Here is a 19,060-nt window from a genome sequence, read left to right as displayed (position 1 = left end):
CTCCTTGTCAGTTATATTTAATGGCGAAATAATTGAAGAAACTTTCCATAAGCGTCTTGCCACTCCAATTGATTTTCGGGTTCATACGCCTTCATAGGAAAAGATTGTTCAACGATTTCCCGTCCTTCCTGCAAATCCTTCATTTCTCCGAGTGCAATCCATTGAGTTAAGGAATTTCCAATTGCACTTGCCTCAATGGGACCTGCAGTGACCATGCGCTGTGTCGCATTAGCAGTAAATTGGCAGAGAAAACGGTTTTGAATACCGCCCCCGCCCATATGGATCCTCTCGATTGGCTTACCTGTCAGCTTTTCTAATTTCTCAATGACCCACCGGTATTTAAGCGCTAAGCTTTCCAAAATACAACGTAGAAAGTCACCGTCTGACTCTGGTGTTTTTTGTTTTGTTTTTACACAGTAATCCCTAATTTGTCTTGGCATGTGTTCCGGGTTAAAGAAAACAGGATCATCAGGATCGATTAACGTTTGAAACGGTTTTGTCTTTCTGATTAATTGATCTTCTTGTTCGTAGGAAATTGGCTTTCCTTCTTTCAACCAAGCCGATCGACATTCCTGAATAAGCCATAAGCCCATCGTGTTTTTGAGCAGTCGATATTCTCCATCTGCCGTTCCTTCATTCGTGAATCCCCAATCCAATGCTTCTGCCGTTACGACTGGCTCACTCACCTGAACTCCGATTAGTATCCACGTCCCACAGCTCATAAACGCAGCATTCTCTTTTTTCACCGGTAATGCCGCCAGCGCACAAGCAGTATCATGACCCGCTCCAGCAATTACTTTTACAGGTGAAATTCCAACTTCACGATTAATCGAGTCAAGAGTTGGTCCAAGCACCGTTCCGGTCTCAACTATATCCGCCATTAAATTCGAGGGAAGATTTAATTTCTCCATGAGCGTGTGATCCCACTGACGGTGATGGAAATGATATAACGATGTTGTTGTGCTAATCGTATATTCATTGGCCTTCACGCCAGACAATAAATAGCCAATTAAATTGGGGGTAAGCAAAAGGGTATCGGCATTTTCAAGTAATCGCTGGTTTTGCTCCTTTATGGCATACAATTGACAAATCGTGTTAATGGCTGCCGGCTCTACTCCAGTCCGCCGAAACAGTTCTTCCTTTGGAACAATTTCTATTATTTTTTTAAAACTTTCGATCGTCTGGGGATCTCGATACGAATACGGATTACCAAGGAGCTCACCATTAGCAGAAATGAATCCAAAATCAACGCCCCAAGTATCAATTGATAAACTTTCCATCTTCTTATATCCCTTTTGAATACTTTTAAGCATCCCATTCTTCATTTCCTGGTAGATTCTAAGGATGTCCCAATAATAGTGACCCGTTAAGTGAACAGGATGATTAGAAAATCGATGGATTTCTTCCAAATGTAGTTTTTTTCCATCAAATCCACTGACCATTAAACGCCCATTTGATGCACCTAAATCGAAAGCCCATGCGTATTTCATTTATTCACACCCTTATGTTTCATTCACCTGGAATCCTTTAATAACTCTGAGCGAAATTTCTCAGATGATAGATTCCTTAAATCCTCACATTCCTCTTCCGTGAGAATTCTCGGTACGCCAACTGTGGAGGCAATAGAATAAACTTTAGCTGCTTCTTCGATAATCTGCATAAAGAAGTAGGCCTCTTTCATTGTTTTTCCAACTGTCAGCACCCCGTGATTCCTCATCACAACAACATCCGTATCTTGAATGACCTCTGCAACCGCATTTGCCAACACTTCTGTTGTAGGAATCAAATACTCAAGATAAGTAACATTTCGAATCATGGCTGGAAAGTCAGGAAATAAGTGCGGAATAGTTTGACCAGCAGATGAAACACCGACAGAATAGCTGGGATGGGCATGTAGGACTGCTTCTATGTCAGGGCGTTTTCGAAAACATTCAAGATGCATTAGCACTTCAGAAGAAGGCTTGATAGGATCTAATACTTCGCCCGATTCAATATCTACCCGTACCCATTGATGATCTTCAATTTCCTGAAGGTCGTAGCCACTTGGAGAAATATACATAATCTTTCCATCTCTCATACTTAAGTTTCCACCTGCTCCGACAACAAGTCCGGATCTGACAATTTTATCTGCATACAATCTTAAATCATTGATTACCTTTGACATCGTTCTCACCCCAATAAAATTAGTTAGCGGTTTGCTTGGACAATTCTCCTAATAGAGAATGAATAACCTGACTATTTACCAGCATTTGTTCACCTGTGTATACGGGCTGACGATCCTTAAGGATACAATCGGCAAAATGCTCCACTTCTAATAAATACTGATCGCCATAAATGACAAATTCTTTGGAACCATGTTCTTGAAAAAGCTGCACCACTCCGTTACCGGAATTTAAATCTGGCCGGTAGGCATGTGGAACACGAATGGTTCCTTTCGTCCCAATAATTTCATATTCATTTTTTAATGTGGCATCAAAACTGCACATAAAAGAGGTATACACATGATTGGGAAAAGTCATCACTGCTACACTTGACGTATCCACCCCATCATGATTGACCTCACCAATGATTTTTGTTGTTAAAGGTTCTTTCCCTAATAAATAACAAATCGAATTTACACAATAACAACCAATATCATAAAGAGCGCCGCCACCTAAATCAGGATTTAGACGGATATTGCCGCCCCGATTTTCCATGTAGAAGGAAAAAACAGCACGCATCATTTTGATCTCGCCAATTTCATGATTGGCGATTAATTCCTTCACCTTTTCATGCTGGGGATGAAAACGGTACATGAACCCTTCCATGAAGTGAACCCCATTGGTCTTGCAAACGGAAATCATTTCCGCAACCTTCTCAGGATTCAGTGCAGCCGGCTTTTCACATAACACATGTTTTTTCGCACGGGCTGCTTTTAGTGTCCATTCATAATGCAAATGATTTGGCAAGGGGATGTAGACTGCGTCAATTGATGGATCCGCTAGTAATTGTTCATAACTTTCATAGACTGACGGAATGTTAAATTTAGCAGCTACGGCAGCCGCTTTTCCGCTGCTGCTGGCAATGGCATGAACTTCGCCATTCGCTGATCTTTGAATAGCTGGAATTACTTGTTCAACGGCAATATTTGCTGTACTTAGAATCCCCCATTTAATGTTCTTACTCATTGTCAATCCCCCTTACAGTGGTTCTGAAATCGGTCTCATAAACAATTCTATAATTCTACTTTTTGGTGATTGCTCTAAAATAAATAAAATCGCCTTCACAACATCTTCGGCATCGAGAAATTCCTCTAGTGCCGGGTCATTCAATGTCCTTCCTGTACCGATGGCAAAGTTAGTGTTAATCCCTCCTGGACAAATGCTGCTAACTTTAATACCAAACGGACGAACTTCATGATCTAGCGCCTGAGCAAATCCAACTTGAGCAAATTTTGTCGCACAATAAATCGTTTCATTCGGAAGCCCTTTCTTGCCCGCAACTGAAGCCACATTGACAATATGTCCGTATTGATGTTCCTTCATAAAGGGCAGAACTGCTTTAGTAAAAAGGAACGTGCTTCTCATATTGCTATTCATCATCAAATCATAATCCTCAATACTCAGGTCATCTAGTAATCCATATTTTCCTATTCCCGCATTGTTTACAAGGATGTCAACTTTACCAAATTGCTCCTTGATCATATGTACTGCCTCTTCAGCTGTTTCTTCTATAGATACATCGCCTGAAAGTGGAATTAATTTTGATTCAGCGGAGTCCTGAATTTCTTTTGTTTCATTCTCTAATTCGTTTAAATCCTCCACATTTCTCGAGACCGCTATAACAGTAACACCTTCTGAAAGCAACCTCCTACTAAGCGCTTTTCCCACTCCTTTTCCTGCACCAGTGACAACAGCAACTCTACCTTTAAGGCTCATCTAAAATTCTCCTCCCACTAAATGATGGCTTTTAAAAAAAGAGGATACTCCTTGCTTTAGAGCACCCTCCCTATAACTTATTCGTAAAGAACAGCCTTGATTTCTTCGTCATCAATATTGGATTTATCGTAATAGAAGAACCCAGTGTCGATGTTTTTCTCCACTTTTTTCCCATTAAGTGCATCAACTGCAGCCTTTACCGTTTCGTAACCAATTCCGATTGGGTTCTGCGTGATAGCACCTGCCATTAGACCGCTTTTAATGGCATCAATTTGTTGTTTTCCAGAGTCAAACCCAATGACAACGATGTCCTTTTTATTAAGTTCCGATACAGCATTTACCACTCCAATGGCCGAACCTTCGTTTGTTCCAAAGATTCCCTTTAGGTTTGGATGGGCTTGCATAATGGCTTTTGCAGCATCCGTCGATTTCAGATGGTCGCCGCCGCCATATTGAATGTCAACAATTTTGATGTCAGGGTATTTTTCTTTGATTCGATCTACGAAACCATCACGGCGTTCAATCCCAGTTTTACTTACTTGGTCGTGAGCTACGACTGCAATTTCACCTTTTTGACCAATTAATTCTGCCATCTTATCAGCTGCAAGCGCTGCAGCTGCTCGGCTATCGGTTGCAGCAGTTGCTAACGGAATATCTCCCTCTACCCCTGAGTCAAACGCAATAACCGGAATTTTTTTATCCTTTGCTTCTTGCAGAAGTGGGACAGATGCCTGACTGTCTAAAGCAGCAAAACCAAGAGCTGCTGGCTTTTTATCAAGAACCGCACGGAGCATTTCAATTTGTTTATCAACTTGCGATTCACTTTCAGGACCTTCAAATGTAATCGTTACATCAAACTCTTTTGCCGCCTTATCCGCACCTTGCTTTACAGCTTGCCAGAACTGGTGCTGGAACCCTTTTGAAATAATTGCAATGTACGGTTTCCCATCTTGCTTTTTGCCACCATCGGAATTGCCAGAGCTTGTTTCGTCTGAAGAACAGGCACTTAAAATGATGGAGAATAGTAGCATTGCTCCCAAAAATATACCGCTTATCTTCTTCAATTGAGATTCCCCCTAAGTTTTTTTATATTAGTCTCTTAAACGAGAGTAATATCTTCTAATTATTTTGACTTTTTATTACGCAAAACATCTGCATACACAGCGAACAAAATGACAGCACCAACGACAACCGTCTGCCATTCTTGTGGAACGGATAAAATCCGTAACCCATTCGTTAAGACACTCATAATTAAAGCTCCAATTACTGTACCTAAGATGGTCCCCTTCCCGCCACTTAGCGAAGTTCCACCAATTACAACCGCTGCAATCGCTTCCAATTCATAGCCTTGTCCTAAAGCGGGTTGAGCTGAATTTAAGCGTGATGCCATCACAATCCCAGCGACACCTGTAAAAATCCCGGCAATAATATAAATAATCATTTTCCACTTATTCACATTAACACCAGATAGGCGAGTTGCTTCCTCATTGCTTCCAATTGCAAATGTATAGCGGCCAATAATGGTTTTATTTAATAGAATTCCTCCAATGATTGCCATAAGGAAAAAGATAAATATCGCATTTGGAATCCCCGGAATCATTTGACCCATTGCTATTTTTGTAAAGGCAGGATAAGAAGTAAAATAGATAGGTGCAGCGCCTGATATGACAAGGGCCAACCCTTTGGCAATCATCATCATTGCAAGCGTTGCAATAAATGGCGGAATCCGCATTTTTGCAATTGCTAAACCGGCGAGCATTCCTGCAGTCGCCCCAGTTAAAATTCCCCCAAGAACCCCAACAATAATAGGTAATCCCATACTTGAGATGAAAATACCTGCCATGACAGAGCAAAGCGTCATCACGGTCCCAACTGATAAATCAATTCCACTAGTAATAATGATAAATGTTGCGCCTAAAGCAAGGATTCCAATTACGGATGTAGAAAGGAGAATCCCAACAATGTTATCAAATTTAAAGAAATTCGGTGAAGCCAATGAAAAGAAAAGAACTAAAACGATTAAACTCGCAAAAGCTAAAAATTGCTGAATTGCCTGTGATGATTTCAATTGGACTTTTTTCTTTTCATTTAAAACCACCTGTGACTCCATAAGCTACACTCCTTCAGAAATTCAATGTTGTTTATCCTACTCGTTTTGTGGCCAAAGCCATAATTGATTCTTGGCTAATATTGTCATCATTTTGTAGTTCACCTGTAATCATGCCCTCACACATGACAATGACTCTATGACTTAATCGAAGTATTTCAGGAAGCTCTGAGGAAATCATGATAATGGATTTTCCTTGTTCCGCTAAATTAATGAGTAATTTATAAATTTCATCTTTGGCACCAATATCAATTCCTCGGGTTGGTTCATCAAAAATTAATATATCTGAATTCCTTGTTAACCACTTACCGATGACCACTTTTTGTTGATTTCCGCCCGAAAGATTTTTAACGAGCTGGTGTACGGATGGTGTTTTAATTTTTAATGATTCCACCATTTCATTCGCTTGATGATTTATTTTTGTGCCATTCATAAATCCTAAATTTAAGAAATCGTCCATCGAGGCAATGGCCACATTTGATTTTACATCCATCTCAACCATTACACCGTACTGCTTTCGATCCTCCGAGAGATAACCGATACCATTTTGTACCGCATCGTACGGGCTTTTGATTTGAACCTTTTTCCCTTTAATACTAATTTCACCTGAATCGAAGGGGTCTGCACCGAAAATCGCTCGGGCTACTTCTGTTCTTCCAGCTCCCATTAGACCGGCAAAACCAAGAATTTCACCCTTATTCAGTTCAAAGCTTACATTCTTAATCGTTTTACCCCTGTTGAGATTCTTTACTTCTAACACTTTTTCATGACTTCGATTTTTGATCTCCGGTTTTTGATTATGATAGATTTGACGGCCAACCATCATGGCAATGATTTGGTCGATTGTGGTTTCTTTCGTTCCCACTGTACCTACATAAGTCCCATCACGCATGACAGAAACTCGGTCGGTAATTTTCTTTAATTCTTCCATTCTGTGAGAGATATAGATAATCCCAACCCCATCACTGCGTAATTTTCGAATCATCGTAAATAGAGAATCAATTTCAGAATCAGTTAAAGCCGCTGTTGGTTCATCCATCACCAATACCTTTGAATCAAAGGAAAGTGCTTTGGCGATTTCAACCATTTGCTGCTTGGCCACTGTAAGATTTTCAACCTTCTCGCGCGGATTTAAGTTTATATTTAACCGATCAAACAACTTTTGGGTCATTTTATTCAGTTGCTTCTCATCTAAAAAAAGATTGAAGCCTTTTTTTGGTTCCCTTCCGATAAAAATATTTTGAGCGATCGTAAGATCTGGAGCTAGATTCAGTTCCTGGTGGATAATACTAATTCCCAGACTTTGTGCTGTTTTTGTATCAGGGATTTCTATTTCTTTGCCTTGATAAACAATTGAGCCTTCATCCTTTTGATAGATACCGGTCAAAACCTTCATTAAGGTAGATTTCCCAGCCCCATTTTCTCCTAAGAGAGCAAGAACTTCTCCTGATCTCAATTCCAAATCGACATTTGATAGCGCTTGTACTCCTGGGAAGGCCTTACTGATTCCCTTCATTTCAAGTATAATTTCACCCATCATACCACCTACTACCTCATCATTTTTTGAAACCGTTATCATCATCAAAGTAAAAAAAAACGTTCACCTATATACTAAAAAACAATATAAACACAAATAAAAAACGAAGAAATATTCTTTATATTTGTTTATTTATTTTGATTTTAATAAAAAATCAAAAATAAATCAATTGAATTCTTGAAAAAGTTTAAAATTTCTAATCATTTATTCCTATAGTATAGGAATATTTTCATAGTTCTTCATTTATTCCACTACTACCCCTTTTTTAAGAATAATATTTGCATAGAGAGCGTTTTCACTTGTCGCCACAATCGCATAAGCCTTTTTCGATCTTTCATAAAAACTAAATCGATCAAGCATTTCAAAGGAGGTAAAATGTTGATCGTGCTTCTTTATGACGGAGCAATAATCTTTCCAAATAAGCGGCTTAGTAGGATCGCCCTCAACCACTTGCATGAGGGAAACTGAGTTTTCACTGTACGTATCTAAAGGGAAGAACGTTAAGATTGGGTCTAAAAGTTCTTTCACTCCATGTCCATCACAGCGAATTAATCTGGATGCACATGATGCGGCGGGGAAATTTCCATCCGCTAAGACAATTTCATCTCCATGTCCCATTTCTAAAAGAACTTTCATAAGCTCCGGGCTCATAATTTTGGGTATTCCTTTTAACATGGCAAAGTTCCTTTCTGTTTTTATTTATTTTTGTTTATTTTTATTTATGGCTGTGTTAAATGAGAATGTTGATCTCCGTTCCAGGCGCTTCGCTTTCCGCGGGGCGGGCGGTGAGCCTCCTCGGCGCTAAAGCACCTGCGGGGTCTCACCTGTCCCGCTGCTCCCGCAGGAGTCTCGCGCCTGAAACGTAGAGCAACATTGTGATCAATATCAACAATGTGTTTTACACATAATTTACTAGTAAATTCTACTTTTCTTCATTTGTTTATTAACGTCTCATACGATTGATTCAGTTAGTGAATGAAAGGTCTTTTATACGATTATATAATTCTTTAAAATGCTCTAATTGTTTCTGGTATAGATCACGATGCTGCTCGTTTGGCGTAAAGCGATTTCCCGTCTTCATAATATGGGACGCAGCCTCAAAACTCGGAAACATTCCGACACCGACTCCTCCAGCGATTGCAGCCCCAATAGAAGTAGCCTCTGAAGCATTGCTGGCTACTTGAACAGGATGGTTCAAGACATCGGTAATGATTTGGATAAAACTTTCACTCTTCACCAGCCCGCCAATCATTCGAATTTCGTTTGTGGAACGAGTACGATTCATGATTTCTTCAATGCTCCCAAGTGACAAGGCAATTCCTTCCAACACTGCTTTAGCCATATCGAAACGAGTATGGTCAACACTCAATCCGAAAAAACTTCCGCGAGCTTGATCATTCCAGATCGGAGAGCGCTCACCGAGCAAGTACGGATGGAAGATGACTCCACGTGAACCAGCGGGTACCTGTTTCATTTCCTTTTCAAATTGTTCATATTCAGGTATTACCCTCATGTCTCCCCAGTCTACTATGGAAGAAAACTGCTTGATCACCCATTCATACGCTCCACCCGCTGTTTGCATTGTTCCTAGGACATTATAGTAATTCGGATTAAGGTCACAAAGGTTAAACACTCGTTTTTCCGGGTCAATAAAGGGTTTATCAACCACCTTTGAAACCCAAGCCGTTGTCCCTAAACTGATATACGTATCCTCTTTATTCACACACCCTGCACCAATCGTGGCACAAGCCCCATCTCCCCCTCCGATCACTACGGGGGTACCTTCGATCAATCCCGTTTCAATTGCTACACTTTTTTGAACATAACCAACAATCTCGGTAGAAGGGACCGGGCTCGGCATTTTAGCTATATCAAGATTAAGGTCCCTAAATAACGATGCTTCCCAAACCCGTGACGTAAGATTGAAAGCACCTGTTAATGAGGCATCAGAATAATCGGTTATTTCTAAGTTTCCTGTAAGCTTGTAGACCAAATAATCTTTCGCTTGCAGGAAGAAACTTGCTTCCCGATAGATTTCTGGGTGCTTTTTTTTCAGCCAATACATTTTTAGTAAGGGATAGCGGGAATCAATGCGATTGCCGGTGATTTCATACAACCGATCTTCACAAACTTTTTCATACACTTCAGCTTCTATTTCACTACTTCTTGTATCGGCATGAATGATTGAGCGAATGATCGGCTGTCCATTCCGATCGACTGGCAAGCAACCGTTCATATGGGCACTGAAGGATATTGCCGCAATTTTTTTCGGATCGATTTCCTTTAATACCTGTGCCGTCGTGTCCAGGAAATTTTTCCACCAGTCGTTGGGATCCTGCTCGGCTACTCCTCCAGTCGAATAAAAGGTAGGGTATGGTCTTGAAGCCGATGCAACGATATCCCCGTTCTCATGAAAGACAACACATTTATGGTTCGTCGTTCCCAGGTCATGCGCAAGAATAAAATCTGACATATTTAACCCTCCACATTCTGAATGAAAAACTTAGAGATCGTTCAGGACGATATAGCTCATTTTTACCGGGCCATGGACACCGACAACAAGATTGAGCTCAATATCCGCTGAATTACTCGGTCCGGTAATCAATTGAATACATGAAGCAAGGTGACCTGTTTCGTGATACATTTCTCGCATTTTCTTTGCAGCTTGCGTGATTCGGGGGACTAATGAACTTTTCGGAACAAGCACGATATTCGTTGCTGGCAAAAAGCTGACGGTTCTTCCTTTGTTCTCATTGCTAAATAATACAACCGTACCCGATTCGGCAAGGGTCATCTCACTAATCGTAATCCCAACATTTGCAGTTTCTGCGATTGCGATGTTTTCCTCGCCTTTTTGATAATCCCATGCAAACACCGCCATATTTTTTTGGGGCCATTCCTCGTTAAACAGGGAATCGAGCCCCCATTGGGAGAACCGTTCATCTTTCCATGTGATCACCGGCCCGCCACCGTAATCGGTGACAATCTCATTCAAGGTCGATGGTAAATCCTTAACGTCAACGGCATAAAGGTCGGTATGGATTTTTTTACACTGTTCTTTCAACACATCCAATAATTCGTCCTGTGTTGCATCCTTTAATACATCATCTTGAGGCCGGAATTTCCAATTCGGCCTATCGACCGGAGAGGAAATCCGCGGCCGTCCAAGCTGGCTAGCAATTTTATTTAAAAATGGATCCCGATTTTCGATGGTTCCATGCATCTTATCTCTCTCCCTTTTCACGGTTCTTAAACCAATCTCTGAATCGTTCCTTATGTGGAGATGGGAAGTCGCGAATCTCCGTCCATGCTTTTAATGGACCAGGTCCCTTGGTGATTTTATCGCCAACCGTGAATGGATTCATGGCCGTCGGGGCGATCTTGGATCCAATTTTATATAACGCTGGTGAGGCAGCTCCTAAACCAAATGCCTTCATCGCTAGTTTTTCAGATATCGGCGCTTTTCCTTCTTTCTCAACAATCACTTCACGGTGTTTATGAAGAAGTTGATGCAGCGGGATTTTAACTGGACACACCTCTGTACATGCCCCGCAAAGGGTGGAGGCATATGGAAGTTCTTTGTACTCGTCATAGCCGCCGAGTAATGGCGATAACACGGCGCCAATCGGACCGGAATAAATTGATCCATAGGAATGCCCTCCCACGTGACGATAGACAGGGCAGACATTGACACAGGCGGCACAGCGAATACACTGTAAAACCGACTGAAATTCTCCGCCAAGAATCTTTGAGCGGCCATTATCAACGATGACAAGATGAAATTCCTCCGGACCATCCACATCCAATTCCGCTTTTGGCCCGGTAAGCACGGTGATATAACTTGTTAACTTCTGTCCGACAGCGCTTCTCGTTAACAGCGAAACAAGGACTTCCATTTCTTCAAAGGTAGGCACAATCCGTTCCATTCCCATGACCGTAATTTGCGTTTTCGGCAACGCTGTTACTAAGTCTGCATTCCCTTCATTTGTCACTAAACTAAATGATCCTGTTTCCGCTACGGCAAAATTACAGCCGGTAATGCCAATATCCGCTGTTAGATATTCCTGTCGTAGCATTTCACGTGCATGCCAGGCTAATTCCTCTGGCTTAGATGTTTTTTTGTAGCCGAGTTTTTCTTTAAACACATCACGAATCTGCTCTTTATTTTTATGAAGAGCTGGAACCACAATGTGGGAAGGCGGATCGTGATCATCTACTTGGAGGATGTATTCACCAAGATCGGTTTCAATTACGTGACACCCCTCTTCCTCAAGGGCAGCATTTAAGCTGATTTCCTCCGTTACCATTGATTTTGATTTAACAATTTTCTTCGCTTTTTTTCGTCTAGCTATTCCCCGAATATACTCATTGGCTTCTTCTTTCGTTTGGGCAAAAAAGACATGCCCACCGCGTTTGGTGACATTCTCACTTAATTGCTCTAAATAATAATCTAAATATTGAAGGACATGCTGACGGATCTCTTCCCCATGTGAACGCCACTCTTCCCAGTTCCCTAATTCATCTGCGGCTGCTTGCCGTTTAACACCCATCCCATCCTGCGCTCCGGCAACCGCACCGCGCATAAACGAATCTTGTATTCCATGGTCCACACGTTGCTTAAACGGCTGACTGCCAATTTTCATTGCCATCTTTCCATCCCACCATTCCAAGGCATTCAATTTTAACAATTTATCCCTTATTAACAGGACAACAAGACCCTCATTGATTGAAGCTTCACTTTATCGGGTTGTTTAACACTTCAACAATATGAAGAACCTTGATTGGCTTCCCTGTTCGTCCGATGCGTCCACCAATATTCATCAAACATCCTGCATCAGCGCCAATTAAATAATCCGCACCTGTTTCCTCAATGTGACAAACTTTCTCATCTACCATTTGCTCCGAAATTTGTGCCATTTTTACTGAAAATGTTCCTCCAAAGCCGCAGCATTGTTCCTTTCCAGGCAATTCAGTCAATTTTAATCCTTTAACATTTTTTAAAAGAGTGATAGGTGCATTTTTCACGCCTAAAAGCCGCGTCATATGACAAGAGGTATGATATGTAACATTGCCTGTAAACTGGGCACCTACATCTTCTACTTTCAAAACATCGACAATAAATTGAGTTACTTCATACGTTTTATCTGCCAGTTTTTTCGCCTTTGGTCCCCAAACAGGATCGTCTTTCAAAAGATGAGGGTATTCCTTAAACATATAGGCACACGAACCCGAAGGAGAGACGACATATTCGGCATCTTGAAAGGCGTCAATCATTCGCTTCATAGCTTCCTTCGATTCTTTGACATAGCCGCTATTATAGGCTGGCTGGCCACAGCATACTTGTGATTCAGGAAACTCAATTTCACAACCAAGTCGCTCTAGCAGCTCGACAGTTGCTTTCCCAACATTACTTTGAAACATATCTACTAAACATGTAGCAAACAGTGCAACCTTCATACTTCTACATCTCCCTAGCCTTCTTAAAATACAAGTAAATCAACAGGTGAATAAAAAAGATCATTGCTATTGCTGAGGACCTTTAATCTTTAATTGCGTTGAAAATGCAGTTCAATTTAATTGAATCTATTACTTATCATAATAAATCAAAATCAAACAAAAGAAAACAAAAATACTAAAGGACTTCCACCCAGGTAAACAAAAATGAGATGTGGTTCCTGTCCCCGTGTCTCCGTCACAAGACAACATGAATGGAATAAAATCAGAAAAATGGAAAGAGGCTGACCCAAAAGGTAGATAATGATCATCCTTTTTGAGTCAGCCTCTGCTAATTTATACTATATTTTTAGTGTTTCTCTTCTAAAAGGATCCCGTTAGTACCCCTAGGTTATGTATTGCCATGCATTTATTTTATAATAAGATTCGCTTGATCCTTTCCATATTGACCTTGCCACTCTTCTTTAAAAACTGTTACGTCCTGTGGAGTAGCGGGAAAAGCAATAAACTTTTCAATTAACTCAGGACCGACGGTAACACTTTCGGCTCCAGCCAGACACACATCATGTACTTGTTGGACATTTTTAAAACTGGCAGCGATAATCTCTGTGGATAATTGATAGGAAGAAAATAAACTCGAAATCTCTGAAACAACTTTTACGCCACCGCCAGTTAAATTATCAATCCGATTTACATATGGAGCTACATATTTTGCTCCCGCCATCGCTGCCACCAGTGCTTGAAAAGAAGTATAAATCGTTGTAGCCAATGTAGGAATGTTTTCGGCGGTCAGAAGCTTTATTGCCTTAATGCCTTCTTCTGTCACAGGGACTTTAATCACAAGTTCCCCTGAAACTTGGCGCCGGACAAACTTTGCTTCTTCCACCATTTCTTCCGCTTTATCACCAATGACTTGGACAAATAATTCTTTTTCCTCACCAATCGCTTCCCTAATTTCCTTAAGCAATTCTAAATATGGGCGATTCTCCCTAACAATAAGGGACGGATTCGTTGTTACTCCAGAAATGGGATAATATTCATTCAAGTAGGCAATTTGTTTTACATCGGCAGAGTCAATAAATAATTTCATACGATTTCCTCCTTGTTATTATAAAACCATCCAATTTTATTACGCTAACCTAATATACTATTTTTCCTAGTCCACCGAATTGGTTAACTATTCTTTTTCGGCCATTCCAAAGCGACATGCCAAGTATAACATAAAATTTGTTATTTTATTAATATTCCGTAAATATGCCATATTGGAACGGCTAATTATCTATTACTTCTCAGCATAATTCACAGTCAAAAAGGCATAGAGATGCAACTATCTCTATGCCTTTTTTTAATCTTCTTATTTCACGAAAGCACCCGTAAGTTGTACAAGTTCATTAGATGCTAAAGCACCTCCTTCCCGAAACGGAAAGAAGCATAACAACCAACCTAACAATCATTTTCCACAAATATAAAAACCTATCAAACTTCGACAAAATCTATCAAATTTCGGGGCGTGACAGGCACCGAAAGGGATCTAATCCATATCCGAAATGTACCATTTGCCGTTTATTTTTTTTAACTCAAAGATGATGGTTTCGGGATTTCCTCTAAGCGGTTTAGGCTTCATATCAGCCTCTACTTTCAACTTGGCGTAATCTTCAGTTTGCTGCATTTCGACAATGCTTCTTATTTTAATAGAAGCCCCAGCCGGTTTAGATGCAGCATTAGCATTCCATGGAAGCTTGGGATCCACATATTGTGCCGCTTTTTTCATGTTCCCAGCATCCACAGCCTTAATAAAGTTTTCCACCACTTTCTTTGGTGAATTTCCGCCATTAAGCATATTAACAACCACGATTAAAGCAATAATAATTCCACCAATTATATAGAGATTTCTTTTCCCAATTTTGTTGATCCAGATCTTAATCGAATCAGACAAATGGCCGCTGTTTGGTGAAGCCGGTATTGGCTGCATGTAACCGGGGCCGAAAGGATTAGGTTGAGAAACTGGCGGGGCTGACATATGATCTAAATGACTTGGATCATTTCTCTTTGCCCCGCAGTTGGAGCAAAATATGCTAGTTTCAGATAATTCATGTTCGCATTGAAGGCATACTTGGGATGCCCCGCAATAACCGCAGAATTTTCCTTTTTCAATTTCTTGATGACACGAAATACATTTTATCATTTAAATCACCTTTCACTCTTGTCCTAATTAATGATATCTAAAAAACTCCAAAATATAGGTTATTTTCTCCAAATGGGACAGGCCTTTATTGGAGAACTCGTTAAACTGGCTAGAAGGAATTTGATTTCGGGGCGTGCCAGGCACCGGAAACCAACATCAATACCACCCAAAGGAAAAACTCTGGGTGGTACCTTGGATAGTGCCTGACACCCTGTTTCTTTGCAACACACTATCCTAAAAATCTATCAATCTTCTACAAAATTCGAGTGGTGATAGGTACCGCATGTCTTTGCTGTATTCGCATTTGGCTAAGCCCTCACTTTAACCACTTTAAATTCTCATTGTCAATTATTGTACTTTTTCTACTGTTGCACCGAAGAATACCTGTACGTTCGTTGATCCACCCGATACATTTTCAAACGAAGAGCCCCCTAAAGGTAATCCCCAGAAACGCACTCGATCTTCTTCAAGGATATCTCCAGTACTCTTATACATAAGAATTTGATAGTTGTTCTCTTCATCATCTATTATATGTAAAACTGAAACCACTTCATTATTATCTAGATTCTTTTCTTCAACAGTAACGACGTCTCCTTCAAACGAAGCAACTTTTTCAAAATATGGTGTTGCATTTTTATTAAGCAGTTTGTAATTGATGGAATCATCCGTCATTTGTTTGACCTTTTGTACATCTTTATCCGTTTTTGATGGAAAAAGTGTATGATTTTTTACAATGAAATCATATGACACTTGCTCTAATTTAAGAAAATCATCTGTGATTAAAGGTAGATCTTCAGACAATCCATAAGCATATAATTCATCAGCAGAACGATCTTTTTCCTTTTTCACAGATTTTGTTTCTTCTGATTTTTTCTCATCGCTAGATTTTGATGCTGGTGCATCAGCTTGATCACTACACGCAGATAATGCTACTAGTAAAAAAACTGACAAAAGACATGAAAAGAAAATCTTTTTCAACACAATAACCCCCTGAATAAATATCTCTTTCTTTTTAAAATTTGAAATCCTTTGCCATTATACCACATATATTTACATAACTAGGTAGAAATAACTAAAAATTTGTCTATCTTTGTAAAAATCGCCAATTTCATCTACTTGGTAGGGTAAGTCGCTAAAATCTTTGTCAGTTAATTAAACGTTTGATTAACATAGATTTGTCTCTCATCGATGGTATTTGATTATAGGTGCAGTGGGAATAAGGATTAATCTTTAAGGTAAATTTTTAAAAATAGAGGATTGATACGGTTATGGCTCTTGAAAGAGCCGATTGATAAAGAAGTCGTGAAATAATCGTTGGAACAAAAAGCCGCCAGATCCGTCTCCATGATTTCATGATTTAGTTTTTATTTCTTCCCTTCTGCCACTATCACCCCTGACTCTAAGGCAATACTTTGCCTTCTTCTGTTCCAAGGTCCCTTCATAGAGATCTAGTAATCGATCAATATTCATAAAACTGGGTTGTACCGCTCTTGGATACTTAAACAAATAATAGCTGCTCCAAGGATAGTATTCAGGCTGCCTGACCATCTTCGCTTCAACAGGATTTAGATGAATGTAGCGACTGACCTCTAACAAGGCCTCTTTATCTTCAATCACTTTGTCAAAATAGCGCTTTTCATAAACATGTCCTGTTAACCGGTACTTTGCATTGTAATAGTTTGCGTACCGTTTGTTGATAAGAGACATAAGTTTTGAGAAAGGGATTTCTGGGGAACGAATCTGCAGGTGATAATGATTGGTCATTAAACAATAGGAGGCCATTTCAAAAGGAACTTTCTCATGAAGTTGATTCAGGATGTGCAAAAAAGCTTGAAAATCAGTTGCATTTCGAAAAAGCGGATCCCGCCGGTTGCCCCTACAAACAATATGGTAAAAACGATTAGGTATCCAAATTCTTTTCTGACGTGACATTTATATCTCCCTCGCTACAGATTGTTGTTTTTTTAAACTAACAAAATATGTTGAAAATAATTAAATGAAGCGTGAAATAGGAATTGAATCAATAAAGGAATTGATGAAGGTATACGGAGTCCAAAAGAGAGTTAGCGGGCTTATATTAAATATTTTTCTACAATAAACTTAAAAGTCCTTCAAAGAAATACGAAAAAACGACAATCTTTATATTTTAATTTTCGACAAAATCCGAGGCGTGACACTGGAGTTCACCGGAATTCAGCGGTTGTGCAACTTATGGGGAGTAAAGTTGGAATCTATAAACAGAAAAGACCAGAAATAACACAGGTAATCTCCCTGTGTTATTTCTGGCTTAATTCTTTTTGGTGGCCCTAAAGAGTGATTCCGTGGAACAGCACTGTGAAACAAGAAAATTCGGGGCGTGACAGGCACCGTTCGTGACAGGCACCGAAATGTTTAAACTTTAGCCGGATGAGGATCCGACCCCGAAATCCTGTCATCTAGAAGTGGGACACTAAATTTAGTTTTTGGACCGAATAATGCTAGCGTAATCGCTCCAACCGCCCAAGTACCGGCAATAAAGTAGAATACAACTTGATATCCGTAACCCGTATAAAGAAATCCGATCAGGATTGGACCAATCATGTTTGATAATCGACCGACACCATACGGAAAACCTGTTCCAACTGCGCGAGCCTCTACAGGAAATAGTTCAGGTGAATAGGAATAGGCTAATGAGGTATAGGTTCTTTCAAAAACATTTAGCAAAATTCCAAAGACTACAATAAAGATAGGTTGAAAAGTAAGTCCATAAAATAATCCGCAAAGCGCTATCGTAAAGCCAGTAATGGAGAGTAACCATTTTCGTTCAAATCGATCCGTAACTAAGGCAGCAATAAAGGAACCAAGTGGTGCTCCTAAAAGCGCTAAAGACACATATGTTAGTGACTTCTCAATATCGATACCTTCTTTAAATAACAATGTAGGTGCCCAACTGGAAAATCCAAAGAAGCCAATTGTTTGAGTGATCCATAATACTGATAGAAGAAGTGTACTTTTTAATAACTTACCTTTAAACAAATCTGTCGTCTTTATAGGTTGAACTTTTACTTTTAATTTTGCAGGTTCTGGTTGAGGAAGAGGCCCTGATTCTTTCTCAGCCTCATTTTCAAGGAGTTGTAAAACTTTATTCGCTTCTTCATATTTTCCGCGACTCTCATACCAACTTGGAGATTCAACGATTTTACGGCTAAAAAATAAAAATACGATTCCGAGGGCCCCCCAAATAAATATTAATCTCCATGAATTATCACTTAGAGGAATAATAAAACGAGCAATCCAAGATGTAGCTGGAGTTCCACAAATCCCAACCATAATAGCTAAAGCTTGGAACTTACCTTTCGATTTTGCAGGAAAGATCTCACTAATATAAGTATTAGCAGCTATCGTCATTGCTGCAAGCCCCATTGCTGTTAAAAAGCGGAAAAATCCTAATGATATTGGATCCCAGCTTATTGAAGTTAACAAGGAAAAAATTGAAAAGAAGATAACTGTGCTACTTAAACCTTTTTTTCTTCCAAGTTTATCAGTTATCCAACCACCTACAATAGACCCCAAGAACATGCCCAAAAATGTAATCGATGTAATATAGGCGATCGTATTTACTGAAATGCCCCAGACTTGAATTAGTTTAGGAGCAGTAACCGCAAATGTATTTACATCAGCGAATTCAAAAAAGTAGGCAAACGAAAGAGCAAATAAGATTACTTTATGTCGTTTTGTAATTGTAAGACGATTTAACCTGTTTTGTGCATTTGAATTCCTAGCTGGATTAACCAATATTCAACACCTCTATTTCTAAAAAGTTAATATTTCCTTGCTCAGTGATAGAACAAGATGCTTCTCACCACATGTAAACCCTTTCA

The 19,060-nt window shown here is 39.8% G+C and carries 17 protein-coding genes; all 17 read right to left on the bottom strand.

Translation table 11 applies throughout. The annotated features are described in order from the left end of the window. Positions 1-17: 17 nt before the first annotated feature. The 17 genes from AA980_RS10135 to AA980_RS10055 all read right to left on the bottom strand — a co-directional run bounded on the left by AA980_RS10135 (position 18) and on the right by AA980_RS10055 (position 18,974). A complete protein-coding gene (locus tag AA980_RS10135; protein WP_024029847.1) occupies positions 18-1,490 on the bottom strand; it encodes a rhamnulokinase in 1,473 nt (490 codons plus the stop codon). A 23-nt stretch (positions 1,491-1,513) separates the two neighbouring features. Then, positions 1,514-2,164 (bottom strand): class II aldolase/adducin family protein, encoded by a 651-nt coding sequence (locus AA980_RS10130; protein WP_024029848.1) that lies wholly within the window; start codon positions 2,162-2,164, stop codon positions 1,514-1,516. 19 nt (positions 2,165-2,183) lie between these two features. Further along, entirely contained in the window at positions 2,184-3,167 is a 984-nt protein-coding gene (locus AA980_RS10125; protein ID WP_024029849.1) for a Gfo/Idh/MocA family protein, read from the bottom strand. 12 nt (positions 3,168-3,179) lie between these two features. Beyond that, positions 3,180-3,917 (bottom strand): SDR family oxidoreductase, encoded by a 738-nt coding sequence (locus AA980_RS10120; protein ID WP_024029850.1) that lies wholly within the window; start codon positions 3,915-3,917, stop codon positions 3,180-3,182. 77 nt (positions 3,918-3,994) lie between these two features. Continuing rightward, a complete protein-coding gene (locus AA980_RS10115) occupies positions 3,995-4,948 on the bottom strand; it encodes an ABC transporter substrate-binding protein (protein WP_152681128.1) in 954 nt (317 codons plus the stop codon). 92 nt (positions 4,949-5,040) lie between these two features. After that, positions 5,041-6,027, bottom strand: coding sequence for an ABC transporter permease (locus tag AA980_RS10110; RefSeq protein ID WP_024029852.1), 987 nt, complete (start codon positions 6,025-6,027; stop codon positions 5,041-5,043). Positions 6,028-6,058: 31 nt separating this feature from the next. Continuing rightward, positions 6,059-7,561 carry a sugar ABC transporter ATP-binding protein gene (locus AA980_RS10105; RefSeq protein WP_034724665.1) on the bottom strand — a complete coding sequence of 501 codons (1,503 nt, stop codon included), beginning with the start codon at positions 7,559-7,561 and terminating at the stop codon, positions 6,059-6,061. Between the two features lie 243 nt (positions 7,562-7,804). Continuing rightward, entirely contained in the window at positions 7,805-8,236 is a 432-nt protein-coding gene (locus tag AA980_RS10100) for an RbsD/FucU family protein (protein ID WP_024029854.1), read from the bottom strand. Between the two features lie 289 nt (positions 8,237-8,525). Continuing rightward, a complete protein-coding gene (locus tag AA980_RS10095) occupies positions 8,526-10,034 on the bottom strand; it encodes a xylulokinase (RefSeq protein WP_024030079.1) in 1,509 nt (502 codons plus the stop codon). A 30-nt stretch (positions 10,035-10,064) separates the two neighbouring features. Next, positions 10,065-10,784 carry a LutC/YkgG family protein gene (locus AA980_RS10090; protein WP_024030078.1) on the bottom strand — a complete coding sequence of 240 codons (720 nt, stop codon included), beginning with the start codon at positions 10,782-10,784 and terminating at the stop codon, positions 10,065-10,067. A 1-nt stretch (position 10,785) separates the two neighbouring features. Continuing rightward, positions 10,786-12,210, bottom strand: a complete 1,425-nt coding sequence (locus tag AA980_RS10085; RefSeq protein ID WP_024030077.1) for a LutB/LldF family L-lactate oxidation iron-sulfur protein — start codon at positions 12,208-12,210, stop codon at positions 10,786-10,788. A gap of 85 nt (positions 12,211-12,295) precedes the next feature. Next, positions 12,296-13,018 carry a (Fe-S)-binding protein gene (locus tag AA980_RS10080; protein WP_024030076.1) on the bottom strand — a complete coding sequence of 241 codons (723 nt, stop codon included), beginning with the start codon at positions 13,016-13,018 and terminating at the stop codon, positions 12,296-12,298. Between the two features lie 406 nt (positions 13,019-13,424). Then, complete coding sequence (locus tag AA980_RS10075) at positions 13,425-14,105, bottom strand: transaldolase family protein (RefSeq protein WP_024030075.1); 681 nt, start codon at positions 14,103-14,105, stop codon at positions 13,425-13,427. A 441-nt stretch (positions 14,106-14,546) separates the two neighbouring features. Then, positions 14,547-15,200 (bottom strand): zinc ribbon domain-containing protein, encoded by a 654-nt coding sequence (locus AA980_RS25770; protein ID WP_024030074.1) that lies wholly within the window; start codon positions 15,198-15,200, stop codon positions 14,547-14,549. Positions 15,201-15,548: 348 nt separating this feature from the next. Next, on the bottom strand, positions 15,549-16,178 hold the full coding sequence (locus tag AA980_RS10065) for a hypothetical protein (RefSeq protein WP_024030073.1): 630 nt from the start codon (positions 16,176-16,178) through the stop codon (positions 15,549-15,551). A 372-nt stretch (positions 16,179-16,550) separates the two neighbouring features. Beyond that, positions 16,551-17,132, bottom strand: coding sequence for an REP-associated tyrosine transposase (locus AA980_RS10060; protein ID WP_047771525.1), 582 nt, complete (start codon positions 17,130-17,132; stop codon positions 16,551-16,553). A gap of 459 nt (positions 17,133-17,591) precedes the next feature. Further along, positions 17,592-18,974 (bottom strand): MFS transporter, encoded by a 1,383-nt coding sequence (locus tag AA980_RS10055; RefSeq protein WP_024027233.1) that lies wholly within the window; start codon positions 18,972-18,974, stop codon positions 17,592-17,594. Positions 18,975-19,060 lie beyond the last annotated feature (86 nt).

Origin of the sequence: Neobacillus vireti, assembly GCF_001026695.1 — a bacterium.
Classification (GTDB): Bacteria; Bacillota; Bacilli; order Bacillales; family Cytobacillaceae; genus Neobacillus; species Neobacillus vireti.
Note: the sequence above shows the minus strand (reverse complement) of the source record. Positions and strands in the feature narration are given on the sequence as shown.

Bases quoted from the DNA above. Each gene is read 5' to 3' on its own strand.
- AA980_RS10135 (WP_024029847.1), bottom strand. From the start codon at position 1,490: ATGAAATACGCATGGGCTTTCGATTTAGGTGCATCAAATGGGCGTTTA.
- AA980_RS10130 (WP_024029848.1), bottom strand. From the start codon at position 2,164: ATGTCAAAGGTAATCAATGATTTAAGATTGTATGCAGATAAAATTGTC.
- AA980_RS10125 (WP_024029849.1), bottom strand. From the start codon at position 3,167: ATGAGTAAGAACATTAAATGGGGGATTCTAAGTACAGCAAATATTGCC.
- AA980_RS10120 (WP_024029850.1), bottom strand. From the start codon at position 3,917: ATGAGCCTTAAAGGTAGAGTTGCTGTTGTCACTGGTGCAGGAAAAGGA.
- AA980_RS10115 (WP_152681128.1), bottom strand. From the start codon at position 4,948: ATGCTACTATTCTCCATCATTTTAAGTGCCTGTTCTTCAGACGAAACA.
- AA980_RS10110 (WP_024029852.1), bottom strand. From the start codon at position 6,027: ATGGAGTCACAGGTGGTTTTAAATGAAAAGAAAAAAGTCCAATTGAAA.
- AA980_RS10105 (WP_034724665.1), bottom strand. From the start codon at position 7,561: ATGGGTGAAATTATACTTGAAATGAAGGGAATCAGTAAGGCCTTCCCA.
- AA980_RS10100 (WP_024029854.1), bottom strand. From the start codon at position 8,236: ATGTTAAAAGGAATACCCAAAATTATGAGCCCGGAGCTTATGAAAGTT.
- AA980_RS10095 (WP_024030079.1), bottom strand. From the start codon at position 10,034: ATGTCAGATTTTATTCTTGCGCATGACCTGGGAACGACGAACCATAAA.
- AA980_RS10090 (WP_024030078.1), bottom strand. From the start codon at position 10,784: ATGCATGGAACCATCGAAAATCGGGATCCATTTTTAAATAAAATTGCT.
- AA980_RS10085 (WP_024030077.1), bottom strand. From the start codon at position 12,210: ATGGCAATGAAAATTGGCAGTCAGCCGTTTAAGCAACGTGTGGACCAT.
- AA980_RS10080 (WP_024030076.1), bottom strand. From the start codon at position 13,018: ATGAAGGTTGCACTGTTTGCTACATGTTTAGTAGATATGTTTCAAAGT.
- AA980_RS10075 (WP_024030075.1), bottom strand. From the start codon at position 14,105: ATGAAATTATTTATTGACTCTGCCGATGTAAAACAAATTGCCTACTTG.
- AA980_RS25770 (WP_024030074.1), bottom strand. From the start codon at position 15,200: ATGATAAAATGTATTTCGTGTCATCAAGAAATTGAAAAAGGAAAATTC.
- AA980_RS10060 (WP_047771525.1), bottom strand. From the start codon at position 17,132: ATGTCACGTCAGAAAAGAATTTGGATACCTAATCGTTTTTACCATATT.